Origin of the sequence: Promicromonospora sp. Populi, assembly GCF_041081105.1 — a bacterium.
Taxonomy (GTDB): Bacteria; Actinomycetota; Actinomycetes; order Actinomycetales; family Cellulomonadaceae; genus Promicromonospora.
The window spans coordinates 2,725,600-2,741,867 of the sequence record NZ_CP163528.1; the positions used below are offsets into that span (position 1 = coordinate 2,725,600).

Below are 16,268 nucleotides of genomic sequence, written 5' to 3' on the forward strand. Positions count from 1 at the left end.
CCGACCTGACGGGCACGTTCGGGATGGTGGGCTCCACCCACTGGATCGCCACCGCGAGTGCCCAGTCCGTGCTCGAACGGGGCGGCAACGCCTTCGACGCCGTGGTGGCCGGCGCGTTCGTGCTGCACGTCGTGGAGCCGCACCTGAACGGGCCGGGCGGCGACATGACCGGCGTCTTCGTGACCGCCGAGGCGCCGTCGGCCCCGCGTGTCCTGGCGGGACAGGGGCCCGCGCCCGCGGGCGCCACGATCGAGCACTACCGCTCCGCAGGCCTCGACCTGGTCCCGGGCTCGGGGGCGCTGGCGGCGGCGGTACCGGGCAGCGTCGACGCGTGGCTGCTGCTCCTGCGCGACCACGGCACCTGGTCCCTGGCGGACGTCCTGGCCTACGCGATCGGGTACGCCCGCGACGGCCATCCGCTGCTGGAGCGGGTGAGCGGCACCCTGGGTGCGGTGGCGGACCTGTTCCGGGACCACTGGCCCAGCTCTGCGGCGCGCTGGCTGCCCGACGGCGAGGTACCGGCCCCTGGCACGGTGGTCACGAACCCCGAGTACGCAGACCTGCTGGACGCAGTAGTCGCGGCGGGCTCAGCGGCGACGAGCCGCGAGGAGGCGATCGACGCCGCCCGCGGCGCCTGGCGCGAGCGGGTAGGCGCGGCCGTCGAGGAGTTCTTCGCCACGCCCCACCGGCACTCGGACGGCGGCGATCACGCCGGCGTCCTGACCGCCGCCGACATCGAGGGCTTCGAGGCGTCCTACGAGGACGCGACGACCGCGACGTTCCGCGGGTACACGATCGCCAAGACCGGCGCGTGGGGCCAAGGTCCGGCACTGTTGGCCGCCCTCAAGATCCTGGAGGGGTTCGACGACGACGCCCTCGACCCGTCCACGGAGCTCGGCGCCCACACGGTCCTTGAGGCGCAGAAGCTGGCGATGGCGGACCGCGACGTCTGGTACGGCGATCCCGCCGCGGACGACGTGCCGCTGAGCTACCTGCTCAGCGAGGACTACGCGGCCGGGCGCCGGGCGCTGATCACCGACGCCGCGAGCCGCGAGCTGCGCCCCGGCGACGTGCCCGGCCGCCCGACGCCGCCCGCGCCGGTGCTGCGCACCGAGTACGCCACCAGCGCCCCGGCCGGGTCGCTGCCGGGCGCGCCCGGGGGCGGGGCCGCGGCCGGAGTCGGCGAGCCGACGGTGCCGGCACCCACCACCGAGCCCGACTCCCCCGAGCGCACCGGCGCCACGCGCGGCGACACGTGCCACATCGACGTCGTGGACCGGTGGGGCAACATAGTCTCGGCCACGCCGTCGGGCGGCTGGCTGCAGTCCTCGCCGACGGTGCCCGGCCTCGGCTTCTGTCTGGGCACGCGCCTGCAGATGACGTGGTTGGACGAGGCGTCGCCGTCGGCCCTGACCCCGGGGAGGCGGCCGCGGACCACGCTCACCCCCACCCTCGTGCTGCGCGACGGCGAGCCCGTGATCGCGCTCGGCTCCCCCGGCGGTGACCAGCAGGACCAGTGGCAGCTGCTGTTCCTGCTGCGGGTGCTGGTGGGCGGGTACACGCCGCAGCAGGCGATCGACGCGCCGGCCCTGCACACGACGTCGTTCCCCGGCTCGTTCTGGCCCCGCACCTGGACGCCCGGCGGAGCCGTGGTGGAGGACCGGCTCGGTGACGACATCATCGCGGGCCTGGAGCGTCGCGGGCACGTCGTGACGCGGGCCGGAGACTGGGCGCTGGGGCGACTGTCCGCGGTCACCCGCGACCCGGCCACCGGCCTCCTCGGCGCCGCCGCCAACCCGCGGGGAGCGCAGGGTTATGCCGCGGGGCGCTGACGCCCTGCGGCGGGTGTCAGCGGGCGCCGTTACGGTACCGGTGTGACGACGAGCGGCAAGGCCGAAGCGGTGCACAAGGGTCGAGCATCGTCATGACCGCCAAGAGATTTCCGCAGCGCGTCTACCGCGACGGCGAGGAGCCCGACCCCCGGTTCAGCCTCGCCAACGAGCGCACCTTCCTGGCCTGGCTGCGCACGGCCCTCGGGATGTACGCGGGTGCGTTTGCGCTCGAAGCGCTCGCGCTGCCCGCGGCGACCGGTTGGCGCGTGGCGGCGGCCGGGGTCTTCCTGGTCCTGGGCACGCTCGCCGCGGTCCAGGCGTGGTGGGGCTGGTCCGCCACCGAGACGGCGCTGCGGCTGGGCCGGCCGCTGCCCGGGCTAGCCGTCGGCGGGCTGCTCGTGGTGGGTCTTGTGGTCGCCGTCGCGCTCGTCACCATCGGGGTGTTCGTGTGAGCGAGGGCTTCGTGTGAGCGAGGAGCAGGGCGTCTTCGATCCCGGGCTCCAGACCGAGCGCACCCTTCTCGCGTGGCGCCGCACGTGCCTCGCCTTCGGCGTGGCCAGCATCGTGGCGATGCGCTTCACCGTGGAGACCGCCGGTGTCCTCGCCGTCTTCGCGGGGGTCGTCGGCGCCGGGCTCTCGGTCGCGGCCTACGTCGCCGCCGCGATCGGCTACCGCCGGGCCAACCGCGCACTGCGCCGCACCGGCTCGCTGGACCACGGAGCGGCCCCGATAGCCCTGGCCACCGCCGCCGCGCTGGTCCTGGGCGCCGCCTGCGGAACCTACCTGGTCCTCAGCGCCCTAAACCCCTGACCCTGGACCGCGACGCTCTCCCGCTCAGGCGAAATCTGTCGGGAGTTCCAGGGAAGCCCGGAGCCGGTCGGCATAGGGTGCTCGGTCCGAGGCAGGCACGTCGGCCGCGTCCAGGTGGCGCAGGTAGAGCTGGTCGCCCCGGTACCGCGGAAAGACGTGCACATGCAGGTGCCAGACGTCCTGGTCGCCGTCGGGCTCGTTGTGCTGCCGCGTCGAGACGCCGTCGCACCCGTAGGCCTGTTTCATCGCCACGGCGACTCGACGGGTCAGATCCCAGACCGCGTGCCCGACGTCGTCCGGTAGGTCGTACAGGTTCTCGTAGTGCCCGCGAGGGATCACCAGAACCGCGCCGGGATTTGCCGGCCACCACTTCGGCGAGATCCGGGCGTGGGCGAGGTCGCTCACGCCGACGACGTCGGTGGGCCGGTTCCGTTCGTCGAACACACCCTGCTGCAGCTGGCAGAAGGGGCACTGGTAGTCGCTGGGCTCATGGCTGACAAAAAGGCGGTCAGGAGGCAGCTCGCGCATCACGTTGCAGCGCGCCTCAGAAGTCCGACGGCCCACCGCGAATGAGGTCCGCGGTTCTCGGAGCCTCAACCGCAAGGCTCTTCAGCACAATCTCCGTGTCGCCGTTCTTCCAGGCGCGAGCGATCGCGTCAACGATCGCGGCGAGGACGGATGCGTGGTCCTGGAGGAGGCCCACCAGAAAATCGTCCGGATGTTCAGCGATCAGCCCGTACGGGACAAGGGCAGATGCGGGGAAGTCCCGGAGGTTCTTGGTCACGATTACCCTCGCCCCACCGGTGATCGCTGCAGCCATCACATGCCGATCGTCGACATCCGGCAGGTCGAGTGTGTTGATCAGTTCCTCATGCCCAGTGACTAGCACGTCCCGCAGAGCGCCGTTCATCAGTACCCGAGTTCTCTGCAGCCGGTCTGCACTAAGGTCGGGGCGATTGGCCTGGAGGTTCCGGAATGTCTCGTCCAGGATCTGCTCGCTCCACTTCGGGCGCACCAGCTGGGCCCGGCCGACGCGGATCAACACGTCACGCAACGTCGACGGGTAAAGCACGTTGGCGTCGCACAGCGCTACGACCGCCATCAGGTCAGACCGAGGTCATAGGTCTCCGCCGAGAGTTCGTCGACCGCAGCGAGGCGCTCCGCGTCATCGGCGCGCATGTACTCGACCAACGACGATGCCTTGACTCTGCGGTGCGTGCCCACCGTGCGGTAAGCAATCTTGCCCTGCTCCAGCAGCCCAATCAGGAACGGACGCGACACATTCAAGGCATCAGCAGCCTGCTGCGTGGTCAGTTCTGCCTGCGCTGGCAGCACGGTCACGCCTTCACCGTGCGCAAACGCGGCAAGCACCTGCGCGAGCGCACTGATGGCCGAGCGCGGCACGACGATGTCGGCGCCCTCGTCAAACTGGAGATGAACTGGACCCTCCGCGACTGCTGCAGCGTCCAGTGCGCGCAGCGCAGACCGAGCCAGCTCAGCATCAGCCGGTCCGGGGATGACAGGCGTTGCCTCACTCATAGCGGACCTCCATCGAAACAATCGAAGCAAACGCAACAATCGAATCATAGACGTTCGTTCCCGTGAAGGCCAGGACAACGAGCTCCAGCAGTCGCCCGATAGACGGGCTCCTCAACGGCGCGCAGGACGCCTGGATCTGTTCCTCACTCACCGCTTGACCGCGGATCCCATCAAGACGACCCCAGCACAATGCACCCGGTCATCGGCGTGTCGCGTGCAGTGTGTAGGGGTGGCCGGTCAAGGACGTCGTCGAGGCCTCAGAACGCGCGGTGGGTCCAGCGGCCCGCCAGCAGCGTGCCCGCGACCGGCATCTCGCGCAGAGCACCAGCATCCTCGGCGCCGATGGTGAGCGGGTCGGCGTCCAGGACTGCCAGGTCGGCCGGCGCACCCGCCGTCGGGAACAGGCCGCGGGCGTCCGTCGAGGCCTCCAGCGCCGTCCGGAGCCCGATCCGCTGCTCGGGGTGCCAGGCTGCGCGGCCGTCGCGTGAGCGGCTGACCGCCGCGGCGATCGCGAACCAGGGGTCGAGTGGCGCAACCGGGGCGTCCGAGCCCAGGGCGAGCACCGCACCGGCGTCGGCCAGGGACCCGTACGGGAAGGCGCGGCCGGTGCGGCCGGCCCAGTGCCGGTCGGCGATGTCGCGGTCGTCCATGGCGTGCTCGGGCTGGACCGACGCGACCACGCCGAGCGCGGCGAACCGGGCGAGGTCGGTGTCGTCGAGGAGCTGCGCGTGCTCGACCGAGCCGCGAGCGCCCGTTGCGGCGAACGCGTCCAGCGCCAGGGCGTTGGCGTGGTCGCCGATCGCGTGGATCGCGCACTGCAGGCCGCCGTCGTGGGCGCGCTTCATCAGCGGGACCAGCTCGTCCGGCGGGACCGAGAGGATGCCGTGCGCGTCGGCCCCGGTCAGACCGGGGTACGGGGCGTGGCAGTAGGCGGTGCGGGTGTTGAGCGAGCCGTCGGTGACCACCTTGAACGGCCCCTGCTCCAGCAGACCACCGCTGCCGGGCAGCACATCGCCGCTGCGCAGGCTCGCGGCCAGGACGTCGTCCAGCCAGGGGGTCCACACGCCGGCGCGCACCCGCAGCGCGTCGAACCCGGCGCCGAAGCGGCGGCGCCAGACCGAGAGGTTGTCGGTGATCTCCAGGTCGACGACGCCGACCACGCCCCGCGCCGCGGCGGCCGCGGCGGCGTCGGCCACCCAGGTGTCGGCGAGGTGGTCCGGCACGCGGTCGACGGCGGCGGCCAGCGGCAGCCACTCGCTCTCCCGCAGCACGCCCGTCGGATGCGCGCCGACGCCCACGAACCGCAGGCCCGCGGTGTTCAGCCAGGCACAGTGCAGGTCGCCGGAGACGAGGACCACCGGGGTGTCGCCCGCGACGTCGTCGAGCAAAGTGGCGGTCGGGACGTCTGGCCACAGGCCGTCCCGGAAGCCGTAGCCCACCAGGGCCGTCCCCGGCTCGAGCGGGCCTTCGGCGAGGCGGTCGCGCACGAGCCGGACTGCCTGGGCGGCAGATCCGGCGCCGGACAGGTCGAGCCGACGCCGCACGAGCGCCCACTGGGTGAGGTGTACGTGCTTGTCCCAGAGGCCGGGCAGGACGGTGCGGCCGTCGAGGTCGACGCGCTCCACCGGCCCTGCGCTCGCTCCAGCGTCTGGCTCGGCGTCCCCGGTTCCGGCGACGTTTCCGGTGACGTTTCCGGCGACGTCTCCGACGCCGACAGCGAGGGTGCCCGACGGCGCGACCGCGCGCACCCGGCCGTCCCGCAGCAGCAGGTCGACCGGCTCGGTGTGCCCGGCGAGGCGGGCGTTCGTGAGCAGCAGCGGTGCGGCCGCGGGGCTCATGCCGCGCCCCCGGTCCGCCCGACGGTGGGGCCGTCCGCAGCGTCCGCAGCGTCCGCAGCGTCCGCAGCGTCCGCGGTGACCGCGCCGTACGCGCCGTCGTCCCGGCGGTCGAGCTCGGCGCGCATCTCGGCGGCGAGCGCCGGCTGTGCGTAGTGCGGGTCCGACCCGAGCGCCACCACTACCCGTTCGGCGACGGCGCGCGGCTTGTCCTGGCTCAGCTTGGCCTTGCCCTGCCAGCGGGTGACGCGCAGGCGGAAGCCGGCGGCGCCCTTGGCGATACGCCGGGCATACTCCTCGACGCGGGGCAGCCGGACCGGGTCTGGCAGCGCCGACTCGTACCGGTCGACGGTGTCGGAAAGGATGCTGTACGACTCCTCCGGGCCCAGCAGCTCGACCGTGCAGTGCAGGTGCACGGCGACGTAGTTCCAGGTCGGGACCGCGGGCGTCAGGTCGTACCAGCCGGGCGACACGTAGCCGTGCGGGCCCTGCACGATCAGCAGCGACTCGCGGCCGCTGTCGAGCCCGTGCAGCACCTCGTCCGGCCGGCCGACGTGGCTGAGCAGGCTCATCGGCTCACCCGGCGGCGTCTCCTCCAGCAGGACTGGCAGGTGGGAGGCGACGGGGGCGCCGTCGTCGGCCACCGAGACGAGGGTGGCCCAGCCGTGCGTGCGGACCAGGTCCCGCACGCGGGCCTCGTCCTCGATCTGGTAGTCGCTGGTGTGGATCACGGTGCCATCGAACCATCGTGCGGGCCCGTTCCGGGCCATCGAGACCTGGCCGTTATCTGCGGTCAACCGGGCCGTAAAGCGGGCTCTCTACGGTACCGATGTGCCCCTGCCCCACTCAGCGAGCGCCAGCCCTGGATCGCCCCCGACCGACACAGGACCGGCAGGGCGGATCGGCGCCGTCGACGGCCTGCGTGGCCTCGCCCTGATCCTCGTGGTCGCGTTCCACCTGTTCGGCGACGGCCGGGTCTCCGGCGGCGTGGACGTGTTCCTGCTGCTGTCCGGGTTCTTCGTCACGGGTTCGTTGCTGCGCCGCGCAGAGACCGGGCGGCTGCGGCTCGCCGCGCACTACGCGCGCACGCTCACGCGGCTGCTGCCGGCGGCACTCGTCGTACTGGCCGCGGTCACCGTGGCGCTGCTCACGCTCGCACCCCGGATGCGCTGGTCGGGGGTCCTGCGGGAGATCGGGGCGTCCGCGACCTTCTGGGAGAACTGGGAGCTGGCTCGCGCCGCGCTCGCCTACGGTGCCGCCGGGCCCGACGCCAGCCCGCTGCAGCACTTCTGGTCGCTGTCGGTCCAGGGGCAGTTCTTCGCCGGCTGGCCGCTGGTGGTGCTGGGTGTGGTCGGCGTCGCGCAGCACCGCGCCCGGGCCGGGCGCACCCGGCTGACGCCCGGCGGGCTGCTCGCCACGGTCACCGGCGTCGCGACGGCGGCGTCCTTCGCCGGTGCGCTGTGGCTCGTCGCCGTGGACCAGCCGGTGGCCTACTTCAGCACGTTCACGCGGTTCTGGGAGCTCGGCGCGGGCGCGCTGCTCGCTCTGGCGCTCCGGCCGGGGCTGCGGTGGCGGGGCTCGGCACGGTGGCGAAGCTCGGCGTGGTCGCGGGGCATCCTCGGGTGGGCCGGGCTCGCCCTGGTGGTCGGCTCGGGATTCCTGGTCGACGGCGCCCGCGTGTTCCCCGGCGCCTGGACGCTGGTCCCCGTCGGCGGCGCCGCGCTCGTCCTGATCGCGACCGCTCCGGGTCCGACTCTGCAAAGCGCGGCGCCGCAGGACCCGACGAGGCCCGCCTGGGGCGTCGAGCGCGTCCTGGACAGCGCCCCGCTCCGGTTCGGCGCGCGCGTCTCGTACGCCCTGTACCTCTGGCACTGGCCGGTCCTGGTCTTCTGGCTGCTGGTGACCGGATTCCACCGGGCAGGGCCTGTCACCGCCGTCAGCGTCCTCACGGTCTCTGCGGTCCTCGCGTGGCTGACCACGCGATACGTCGCCGAACCGCTGCTCGCCCACGAGGCCCGCCGCGCCCGCCCGGCCCAGGAAACCCGCCCCGCCCGCCCGGCCCGCCCGGCCGGCGACGTCTCCCCCTCGGCCACCACCCCGCCGTCGGGCATCCGGACCCTCGCGGTGCTGACCGGCGCCGCCCTGCTGGTGCTGGGCGGCACCCAGGTCGCGGCCAACGCGCAGGAAGCGGCGGTGCGGCACGACCTCGCGGCGCTGCACGATCCCTCGCCCGACCACCCGGGCGCCGCCGCGCTCGCCCCCGACGCGCCGCTGACCGAGGCCTGGTCCGACGTCCCGTTCCGGCCTGCCACCTGGGTCGCGTTCGACGACCACCCGGACCGGCCGGACTGCGCGCAGAGCATCGAGCTGCCCGACCTGCTGGAGTGCACGGTGGTGGCAGCGGCGGAACCGACGGCCGTCGTCTATCTCGCCGGGGCCTCGCACGAGCAGCAGTACGAGGAGGCGTTTGTCGCGCTCGCCCGCCAGCACGGCTGGGAGCTGCGGGAGATGCTGAAGCACGGGTGTCGCCTCGCGGCGTCGGACGAGGGCGACCCGGAGCTCCCGCCGACCTGTGCCACGTGGAACGAGCGAGCGCTGGACGCCCTGGTCGCCGCCCGCCCGGACGCCGTGGTCGTGGTGGGCACCCGAACCCACGAGGACGGCTCGCCGGAGGAGGTGCTGCATGGCCAGGTCGACGCGTGGCAGATCCTGGCCGACGCCGGAGTCGGCGTGGTGACCGTGCGCGACAACCCCCGCTTCGAGTGGTTCGTACCCGAGTGCATGACGGGCGAGACCATCCCGGCCGCCTGCGGGCGGCCCCGCACCGAGCAGCTCGCCGCCACCTCACCCGTGCGGACCACGCCCGGGGTGCCGGCCGCCGCCGTCCACCTGGACCTGACCGACTCGATCTGCGGACCCGAGCTGTGCGAGGCGGTGGTCGGCAACGTGCTCGTCTACCGCGACGACGACCACCTGACCAACACGTACGTGCGCACCCTTGCGCCCGTCATCGACGAGCAGCTGCGGTCGGCCGCCCCCTGGTTGTTCGACGACGGGAAACCCGCCGGATCCGGGTAACCGACGACGGGAAACCCGCCGGATCCGGGTAACCTCTGCGGCGATGACCAGCACGCGGCACGACCCCGGACCAGACCAGCTCAAGGGCATCCTCATGGTGCTCGTGATCTTCGGGCACACGTTCTGGCAGGGCGTGGGCGACTCGTGGACCAAGTGGATGATCTACGGCTTCCACATGCCGATGTTCCTGTTCCTGTCCGGGTACATGATCTCGATGGTCCGGTTCGGCACCCGGCCGTGGGGCGACCTGCTGCGCCACTACTGGAAGCGGATGATCGCCGCGTGGCTCGTGGTCAGCGTGCTGTGGCTGGCGCTGCACGAGCCGGACGCCTTCGCCAGCCCCCAGGCGTTCCTCGAGGTGCTGCTCCTGCGCCCGGCGTTCCACCTCTGGTACGTGCCGATGCTGTTCCTGAGCGTGCTGCTGCTGCGCCTGCTGGGCCGGCCACTCAACGCCTCACCCCCGGCTCGAGCGGCGCTCGGTGTGGCCGCCGTCGCGGGGGCACTGCTGTTCCAGACCCCGCTGAAGGAGCTGGTCCCTCAGGTCGTGCTGGACAACGTCGACGCCCGGTACGCCGGGTACTTCGTGTGGATCCTGCTCGGCGTAGCGGTACGCAACGGCTGGTTCCCGCGCCTGAGCCTGTGGTGGATCGCGCCGGTGGTCGCGGTCGGCCTCGTCGCCCGGAGCTGGGTCTACACGTCGGACGCCGCCGGGCCCTGGTGGAGCGTCGTCGCGTTCACCGTGCTCTCCCTGGGCGCGTCGCTGTGTCTGCCGGCGCTCCGCGACGCCCTGCGCACGCCGCTGCCGATCGTCGGCGAGGGGCTGCGGACCATCGGCCACCACTCGCTGTACGTGTACCTGCTGCACCCGTTCGTCACCGACGCGCTGCACACCCCCGAGGTCGGCTGGGTGCGCTCGATGGTGCTCGGCGCCGCCGTCACCGTCGCGATCCTCGTGGCGAGCTGCATAGTGGCGGGCGTCCTGGAACCGGTGGGAGCGCGGCGCCGCCAGGGCCGCGACCATACGGTCGCGGCTCCTGACGGCGCGGTCACGGCTCCCGACGACGCGGTCACGGCTCCTGAGGCAGCACCTCGCGCAGCCGGTCGGTGAGCTGGTTCACATAGGTGACGGACACGTGGTTCGGGTCGCGGTAGGCGAGCACGTTCCCGATCACCGCGGGGCAGGCCCTCTCGTCGCAGAAGTAGTCGAAGAACTCCCCTACCTCGGCCCGCGGTGCGGCCTCCAGCGCGGCGGGGACGGTGTCCCGGCCGCCCAGGGCGTCCACCCGCGGCTGGTCGCACCGCGTCGGGTCGGCGTAGTGCACGGAGACGCACTCGATGATGTCGTCCCGCGCGTGCGGCGTGTCCCGCAGCACCACGACCTGCGAACCCAGGTCGGCGAGCTCGTTCCAGACCTCGGCGAGGCCCGCCGCGCCCGCGTACTCCTCCAGACCGCGCGGCTCGAGCACGTACGACTCCTGGTAGGCGGTGACCACGAGGTCGGGCGGGCTCTCCCGCAGTGCGACACGCGTGTGGGCATTGGCCTCGTTGCAGGCCTCGATCTCGGGCCCGCCGCCAACACGGCTGTCCGCGCTGTACGGGCACGCGGCGTGCAGGTAGGTGACCACGCGCCAGCCACGCTCGGTGGCGACCTCGATGATCGGCTCGGTGAACATCGCGGCGTGCGAGTCACCCACCACGGCCACGGTCGCCGTCGGGTTCTCGGTCTCGCCGAACTCGCACGTCCTCGTCACCGTGTCCCGCTGCGTCGACTGGCACGCTTCGATCTCAGGATCCTGGTCCTCGGCCGCCCTGATCGGGTTCGGCGCGATCGCGGTGCTCCCGGCGACAAACGGCGCGAGGCCCTGCTGGATCCCCTCGGGGACGGTCTCGTCCGCCGCGCTCGCGGCGGCCTGGGCGTTCTCGTCCCACTGCGCCATGATGCCCTGCACCCGCCACGGCAAGGTCAGGGCGAGCCCGGCCACCAGCACCATCGCGACGAGGGCGGCCACGAGCAGACGCCCGTCGGCCCGGAACCAGCGCACCGTCCGGACAGGCTGCTCCACGAGGACGTAGCTGGCGATCGCCATGGAGAACGAGGCCAGGAGGATCACCATGACGTCGGTGAACCTGGGGTCCCGTCCGGTGTAGACACCGAAGAAGACGATCACCGGGAAGTGCCACAGGTACAGCGAGTAGGAGACGTCGCCGATGCGCTGCACGCCCCACGACTCGGTGATCGTGCGCAGCGAGCCGGGGCCCGAGGTGCGGCCGGCCAGGATGACCGCGCACGCACCCAGCGTTGGCGCGAGGGCGGCGAGGCCGGGGAACGGTGTGCCGTCGTCGAACAGGCAGGCTGCCGCGACGATGGTCGCCGCGCCGAACACGGCGAGCGTGTTGCGCAGCGGCCCGAACCGCTGCGTGTCCCGGATCAGGAGGGCAAGGATGCCGCCGGCGGCGAGCTCCCAGACCCGGGTCAGCGTCGAGTAGTAGGCCACCGGGTCGTCAGCGAGCGACTGCCGGACGCCCCAGACCAGGGAGGCGACGAACACCGCGCCGAAGATGGCCAGCAGGATGCGGCGCAGCGTCTCGGGGTTCTTCACCACTATGCCGCCGCGCACCCCGCCCCAGATCCCGACCGCCAGCAGCACGAGCAGCGGCCAGAACAGATAGAACTGCTCCTCCACGCCCAGCGACCAGAAGTGCTGGAACGCGGTGGGGTCGTTGCTGGCCGCCTGGTAGTCGACGGCCTCGGCCGCGAGCGCCCAGTTCTCGACGTAGAACACGGAGGCGAGCGCCTGCCGCCACCATGTATCCACGAGAGAGGGCGGCAGCAGGACGAGCGAGAGCACGATCACGCCAACGGTCGCGACCAGGGAGGCCGGCAGGATGCGCCGAGCGCGGGCGGCCCAGAACTTCTTGAGGCTCACCGAGCCCGTGGTCGAGACCTCGCGCCACAGGTGGCCCGTGATGAGGAAGCCGGAGATCACGAAGAAGACGTCGACGCCGATGTAGCCGCCCGGCAGCACGGCTGGATCGATGTGGTAGAAGAGCACCAGAAGCACAGCGAGCGCCCGCAGCGCCTGGACCTCTGCACGGAACTTACGTGGGCGGACAGGAACCTCGGCGGCCCGGTCCGGCGTGGCGGCGGTTGCCGTCGTCATAGCCGTCATGGAGTGTCAGGTTCTTCGTCTCGGGGCCAAGGACGGGGGCCACTGTGCCACAAAAAATGTGGATGAAAAAGATCGTGTTTCGCACCTGTTTCTATTGTGCGGATGTGATGGCGATCCTGGTCAGAGCGCGTAGGTTGCCCTACGGGTCCCGCACGGGGACCCGTCATCACCCACAGGAGCGTGAACCATGCGCAACTCCCACTCCCGTAGAGCGTTCGCCGTCGTCACGGCAGCGACGCTCGCACTCACCGCGCTCGGCGGCGGCGTCGCCGCCTCGGCGGCCGACGAGCCCGAGTCCACCCCGGTCCCGATCGTCACGCCGGACGGTGCCCTGTTCTCCTACGTCGTGAACACGGAGCGCGCGAGCGTCGGCCAGACGCTGCTGGCCACCACTGCGATCAAGCGTGCCGACGGCGTAGTCGTGCAGAGCTGGCCGCAGATCGGCGTCGTAGTGGTGCACTCGGCCAACGGCTCGTTCCGCGAGGACGTGCTCGCGGCCGACCGCGTCGGCGTCATCGAGTCGGTCGGCGCGACCCGCACCGTGTCCCCCACCGAGGGCACACCCGGCGCACAGAGCGCGGCTGGTGTCCAGGCGAACAGGTCGGTCACGAGCCAGGCGCAGAAGGAGACCCCGGGTGACGCGGTGGACGAGCCGTCGGACGACGCGGGCGTCACCGTGGTGCCGGACCCGGGTGAGGCCACGCAGTGGGACATGTCCCTCATCAAGGCGGACCAGGCCATCACGATCAACCCGGGATCGTCCGACGTCGTCGTCGGTGTGCTCGACTCGGGCATCGACGCCTCGCACCCGGACCTGGCGACCCAGGTCGACGCAGACCTGTCGGTGAACTGCACCGACGGCGGCAAGCCGGACACCTCGGCGACCGGCTGGCTGCCCACCACGTCTGACCACGGCACACACGTGGCCGGCACGATCGCCGCTGCCGACAACGGCCTCGGTATCGTCGGCGTGGCCCCGGGCGTCACGATGGCCTCGGTCAAGGTCGTGAACGACGACGGGTTCATCTACCCCGAGTACGCGATCTGCGGCTTCGTCTGGGCGGGCCTGGAGCGCATGGACGTCACGAACAACTCGTACTACATCGACCCGTTCATGTACTGGTGCGAGGACCAGCCCGACCAGGCTGCCGCGAAGGAGGCCGTGCGCCGCGCGGTGGACTTCTCGACGAAGCGCGGCGTGGTGCACGCCGCCGCCGCGGGCAACGCCGCCACCGACCTGGCGAACAACACGACGGACGCGGCCAGCCCGAACGACTCGGCGGCGGTGCAGCGCGTGATCAACTCGGGCTGCGAGGACATCCCCACGGAGCTGGACGGCGTGGTGACGGTCTCGTCCATCACGTCCACCACCGCCCTGAGCTCGTTCTCGAACCGTGGCCTCGGCAAGATCGACGTCGCTGCCCCGGGCAGCGCCATCGTCTCTACCGAGCTCAACGGCACCTGGGACACCAAGAGCGGCACCTCGATGGCGTCCCCGCACGTCGCCGGCGTGCTGGCGCTCCTGAAGTCGGCGCACCCGCGCTGGAGCCCCGCGAAGCTGGAGGCGGCGGTCCGCACCCAGGCTGACGACCACGCGTGCAGCACCACCACGGCCGGTCCGGTCTGCGTGGGCGAGCTGGCGGAGAACAGCTTCTACGGCGACGGCATCACGGACGCCCTGGACGCGGTGACGGTCCGCAGGTAACCCCTCGCTGAGTGCGGGATGTCCGGCCTGTCGAGACGGTTCGACGGGCCGGGCACCCCGCACTCAACGCCGGCGGGTCAGTACTGGTGGGCGGCGGTGCCGATCATTCCCGCGGCGACCGTCTTGTTGGTCGCCTCGTCCACGAGGATGAAGGCCCCGGTCTGCCGGTTCTGCTGATAGGGGTCCACGAAGAGCGGCTGGGTCACGCGCAGCGTGATCCGGGCCATCTCGTTCAGCCTGATCTCTTCTGCGCCCTCGTCCCGGTGCAGCGTGTTGACGTCGACGCGGTAGCTGATGTTCTTGACCAGGGCGCGCGCCCACCGCGTGGTGTGCTTGATCGCGTACTTCTTGCCCTGCACCAGCGACTGCGCCTCGTCCATCCAGCAGATCTGCGCGTCGATGTCCTGCGTGACCGTGGGGACGTTGTTCGGGCGGCAGATCATGTCGCCCCGCGAGATGTCGATCTCGTCCGCCAGGCGCACCGTCACCGACATGGGCGGGTAGGCCTCCTGGACGGGGCCGTCGGCCGTGTCGATGGACGCGATGGTCGTCTCCAGACCGGCCGGCAGCGCCAGCACCCGGTCGCCCGGCTTCAGCACCCCGGACGCGACGGTGCCCGCGTAGCCGCGGTAGTCGCGCGCGTCGTTCTGCTGCGGCCGGATCACGTACTGCACCGGGAACCGGACGTCGACCAGGTTGCGGTCCGAGGCGACGTGCAGGCGCTCCAGGTGGCTGAGCAGCGGCGAGCCGTCGAACCAGGGCATCCGCTCGGACCTGTTCACCACGTTGTCGCCGGCCAGGGCGGACACCGGGATGAAGGTCAGGTCGGGCACCCGCAGCCGGGCCGCGAACTCGGTGAACTCGGCGCGGATCTTCTCGAAGACCTGCTCGTCGTAGTCGACCAGGTCCATCTTGTTCACGCAGACCACTATGTGCGGCACACCCAGCAGCGTTGCGAGGAACGTGTGCCGCCGGGACTGCTCGACGACGCCCTTGCGCGCGTCCACCAGGATCAGCGCTACGTCCGCCGTCGACGCGCCGGTGACCATGTTCCGCGTGTACTGGATGTGGCCCGGGGTGTCCGCGATGATGAACTTGCGCTTCGGCGTCGCGAAGTAGCGGTACGCCACGTCGATGGTGATGCCCTGCTCACGCTCGGCACGCAGGCCGTCCGTCAGGAGCGACAGGTCCGCGTAGTCGTTGCCGCGGTCCTTGCTGACCTGCTCCACCGACTCGAGCTGGTCGGCGAAGATCGACTTGCTGTCGAACAGCAGCCGGCCGATCAGGGTGGACTTGCCGTCGTCGACCGAGCCGGCAGTGGCGAACCGCAGGAGGTCGCCGGTGACGAGCTCGTTGCGCCCCTCCGAGGTGGCCTCGTCAAGAGTCGTCGTCATCAGAAGTAGCCTTCCTTCTTGCGGTCTTCCATGGCGGCCTCGCTCACCTTGTCGTCACCGCGCGTGGCGCCGCGCTCGGTCAGGCGCACGGCCGCGACCTCCTCGACGACGTCGCGGAGCGTGGCCGCGCTGGACTCGACGCACGCCGTGAGGTTCGCGTCGCCGACCGTGCGGTAGCGCGTGGAGACGACCTGGGCGGTCTCGCCGTCCTTGAGCGGCGTGAAGTCGTTGACCTCGTAGAGCATGCCGCTGCGCTCGACTACCTCGCGGTCCTTGGCGAGGTAGAGGTCGGGCAGGTCGATCTGCTCCGCCTCGATGTACGACCAGATGTCCAGCTCGGTCCAGTTGGACAGCGGGAACACGCGGATGGACTCACCCTGGTGGACGCGGCCGTTGTAGAGGTTCCAGATCTCCGGGCGCTGGTTCTTCGGGTCCCACTGGCCGAAGTCGTCGCGGAAGGAGAACACGCGCTCCTTGGCGCGGGCCTTCTCCTCGTCGCGCCGCCCGCCGCCGAACAGCGCGTCGAAGCCGTGCTTCTCCGCGGCCTCCAGCAGCACCGGGGTCTGGATCCGGTTGCGCGAGCCGTTGGGCTCCTCGCGCACCAGCCCGCGGTCGATGCCCTCCTGGACGGAGGCCACGACCAGCTGCACACCCGTGCGGTCCACCCAGCGGTCCCGGCAGTCGAGCACGGTCTGGAAGTTCAGCCCGGTGTCGACGTGCATGATCGGGAACGGGACGCGGGCCGGCGCGAACGCCTTGACGGCCAGGTGCAGCATGACGATGGAGTCCTTGCCGCCGGAGAACAGCAGGCAGGGCCGCTGCATCTCGGCCACCACCTCGCGCATGATGTGGATGCTCTCGGCCTCCAGGCTGCGCAGCTGGCTCAGAACGTGACTCTTCACTCC

At 71.6% G+C, this 16,268-nt stretch carries 14 protein-coding genes; 6 read left to right on the top strand and 8 right to left on the bottom strand.

The window, feature by feature from the left end; all coding sequences use genetic code 11:
* Positions 1-23: 23 nt before the first annotated feature.
* From AB1046_RS12330 to AB1046_RS12340, 3 genes are all read left to right on the top strand, one after another.
* Positions 24-1,832, top strand: a complete 1,809-nt coding sequence (locus tag AB1046_RS12330) for a gamma-glutamyltransferase family protein (RefSeq protein ID WP_369375681.1) — start codon at positions 24-26, stop codon at positions 1,830-1,832.
* Between the two features lie 92 nt (positions 1,833-1,924).
* Positions 1,925-2,284 (top strand): YidH family protein, encoded by a 360-nt coding sequence (locus AB1046_RS12335; protein ID WP_369369603.1) that lies wholly within the window; start codon positions 1,925-1,927, stop codon positions 2,282-2,284.
* Between the two features lie 13 nt (positions 2,285-2,297).
* Positions 2,298-2,642, top strand: a complete 345-nt coding sequence (locus AB1046_RS12340; RefSeq protein ID WP_369369604.1) for a DUF202 domain-containing protein — start codon at positions 2,298-2,300, stop codon at positions 2,640-2,642.
* A gap of 24 nt (positions 2,643-2,666) precedes the next feature.
* Here AB1046_RS12340 and AB1046_RS12345 read toward each other — a convergent pair whose 3' ends face one another.
* The 5 genes from AB1046_RS12345 to AB1046_RS12365 all read right to left on the bottom strand — a co-directional run bounded on the left by AB1046_RS12345 (position 2,667) and on the right by AB1046_RS12365 (position 6,747).
* Entirely contained in the window at positions 2,667-3,170 is a 504-nt protein-coding gene (locus AB1046_RS12345) for an HIT family protein (protein WP_369369605.1), read from the bottom strand.
* Between the two features lie 16 nt (positions 3,171-3,186).
* Positions 3,187-3,744 (bottom strand): PIN domain-containing protein, encoded by a 558-nt coding sequence (locus tag AB1046_RS12350; RefSeq protein ID WP_369369606.1) that lies wholly within the window; start codon positions 3,742-3,744, stop codon positions 3,187-3,189.
* Positions 3,744-4,181: a helix-turn-helix domain-containing protein gene (locus AB1046_RS12355; protein ID WP_369369607.1), complete on the bottom strand. Its 438-nt coding sequence runs from the start codon at positions 4,179-4,181 to the stop codon at positions 3,744-3,746. The genes AB1046_RS12350 and AB1046_RS12355 overlap by 1 nt, the downstream gene beginning before the upstream one ends.
* A gap of 257 nt (positions 4,182-4,438) precedes the next feature.
* Positions 4,439-6,019 carry an amidohydrolase gene (locus AB1046_RS12360; protein ID WP_369369608.1) on the bottom strand — a complete coding sequence of 527 codons (1,581 nt, stop codon included), beginning with the start codon at positions 6,017-6,019 and terminating at the stop codon, positions 4,439-4,441.
* On the bottom strand, positions 6,016-6,747 hold the full coding sequence (locus AB1046_RS12365; protein ID WP_369369609.1) for an FMN-binding negative transcriptional regulator: 732 nt from the start codon (positions 6,745-6,747) through the stop codon (positions 6,016-6,018). Before AB1046_RS12365 ends, AB1046_RS12360 begins: the two co-directional genes overlap by 4 nt.
* Before the next feature lie 100 nt (positions 6,748-6,847).
* Here AB1046_RS12365 and AB1046_RS12370 point away from each other — a divergent pair, with 100 nt between their 5' ends.
* Together AB1046_RS12370 and AB1046_RS12375 are read left to right on the top strand one after the other, a co-directional pair.
* On the top strand, positions 6,848-9,094 hold the full coding sequence (locus AB1046_RS12370) for an acyltransferase family protein (protein ID WP_369369610.1): 2,247 nt from the start codon (positions 6,848-6,850) through the stop codon (positions 9,092-9,094).
* 43 nt (positions 9,095-9,137) lie between these two features.
* Complete coding sequence (locus AB1046_RS12375; protein ID WP_369369611.1) at positions 9,138-10,202, top strand: acyltransferase family protein; 1,065 nt, start codon at positions 9,138-9,140, stop codon at positions 10,200-10,202.
* Here the strand turns inward: AB1046_RS12375 and AB1046_RS12380 are convergent.
* Complete coding sequence (locus tag AB1046_RS12380; RefSeq protein ID WP_369369612.1) at positions 10,162-12,255, bottom strand: acyltransferase family protein; 2,094 nt, start codon at positions 12,253-12,255, stop codon at positions 10,162-10,164. The genes AB1046_RS12375 and AB1046_RS12380 overlap by 41 nt on opposite strands.
* Before the next feature lie 196 nt (positions 12,256-12,451).
* On the opposite strand from AB1046_RS12380, the gene AB1046_RS12385 reads away from it, so the two are divergent.
* A complete protein-coding gene (locus AB1046_RS12385; protein WP_369369613.1) occupies positions 12,452-13,969 on the top strand; it encodes a S8 family serine peptidase in 1,518 nt (505 codons plus the stop codon).
* 77 nt (positions 13,970-14,046) lie between these two features.
* Here the strand turns inward: AB1046_RS12385 and cysN are convergent, their stop codons facing one another.
* Positions 14,047-15,363 (bottom strand): sulfate adenylyltransferase subunit CysN, encoded by a 1,317-nt coding sequence (cysN, locus tag AB1046_RS12390; RefSeq protein WP_369369614.1) that lies wholly within the window; start codon positions 15,361-15,363, stop codon positions 14,047-14,049.
* Positions 15,363-16,265 carry a sulfate adenylyltransferase subunit CysD gene (gene cysD, locus AB1046_RS12395; RefSeq protein WP_369369615.1) on the bottom strand — a complete coding sequence of 301 codons (903 nt, stop codon included), beginning with the start codon at positions 16,263-16,265 and terminating at the stop codon, positions 15,363-15,365. Before cysD ends, cysN begins: the two co-directional genes overlap by 1 nt.
* Between the last annotated feature and the right edge of the window lie 3 nt (positions 16,266-16,268).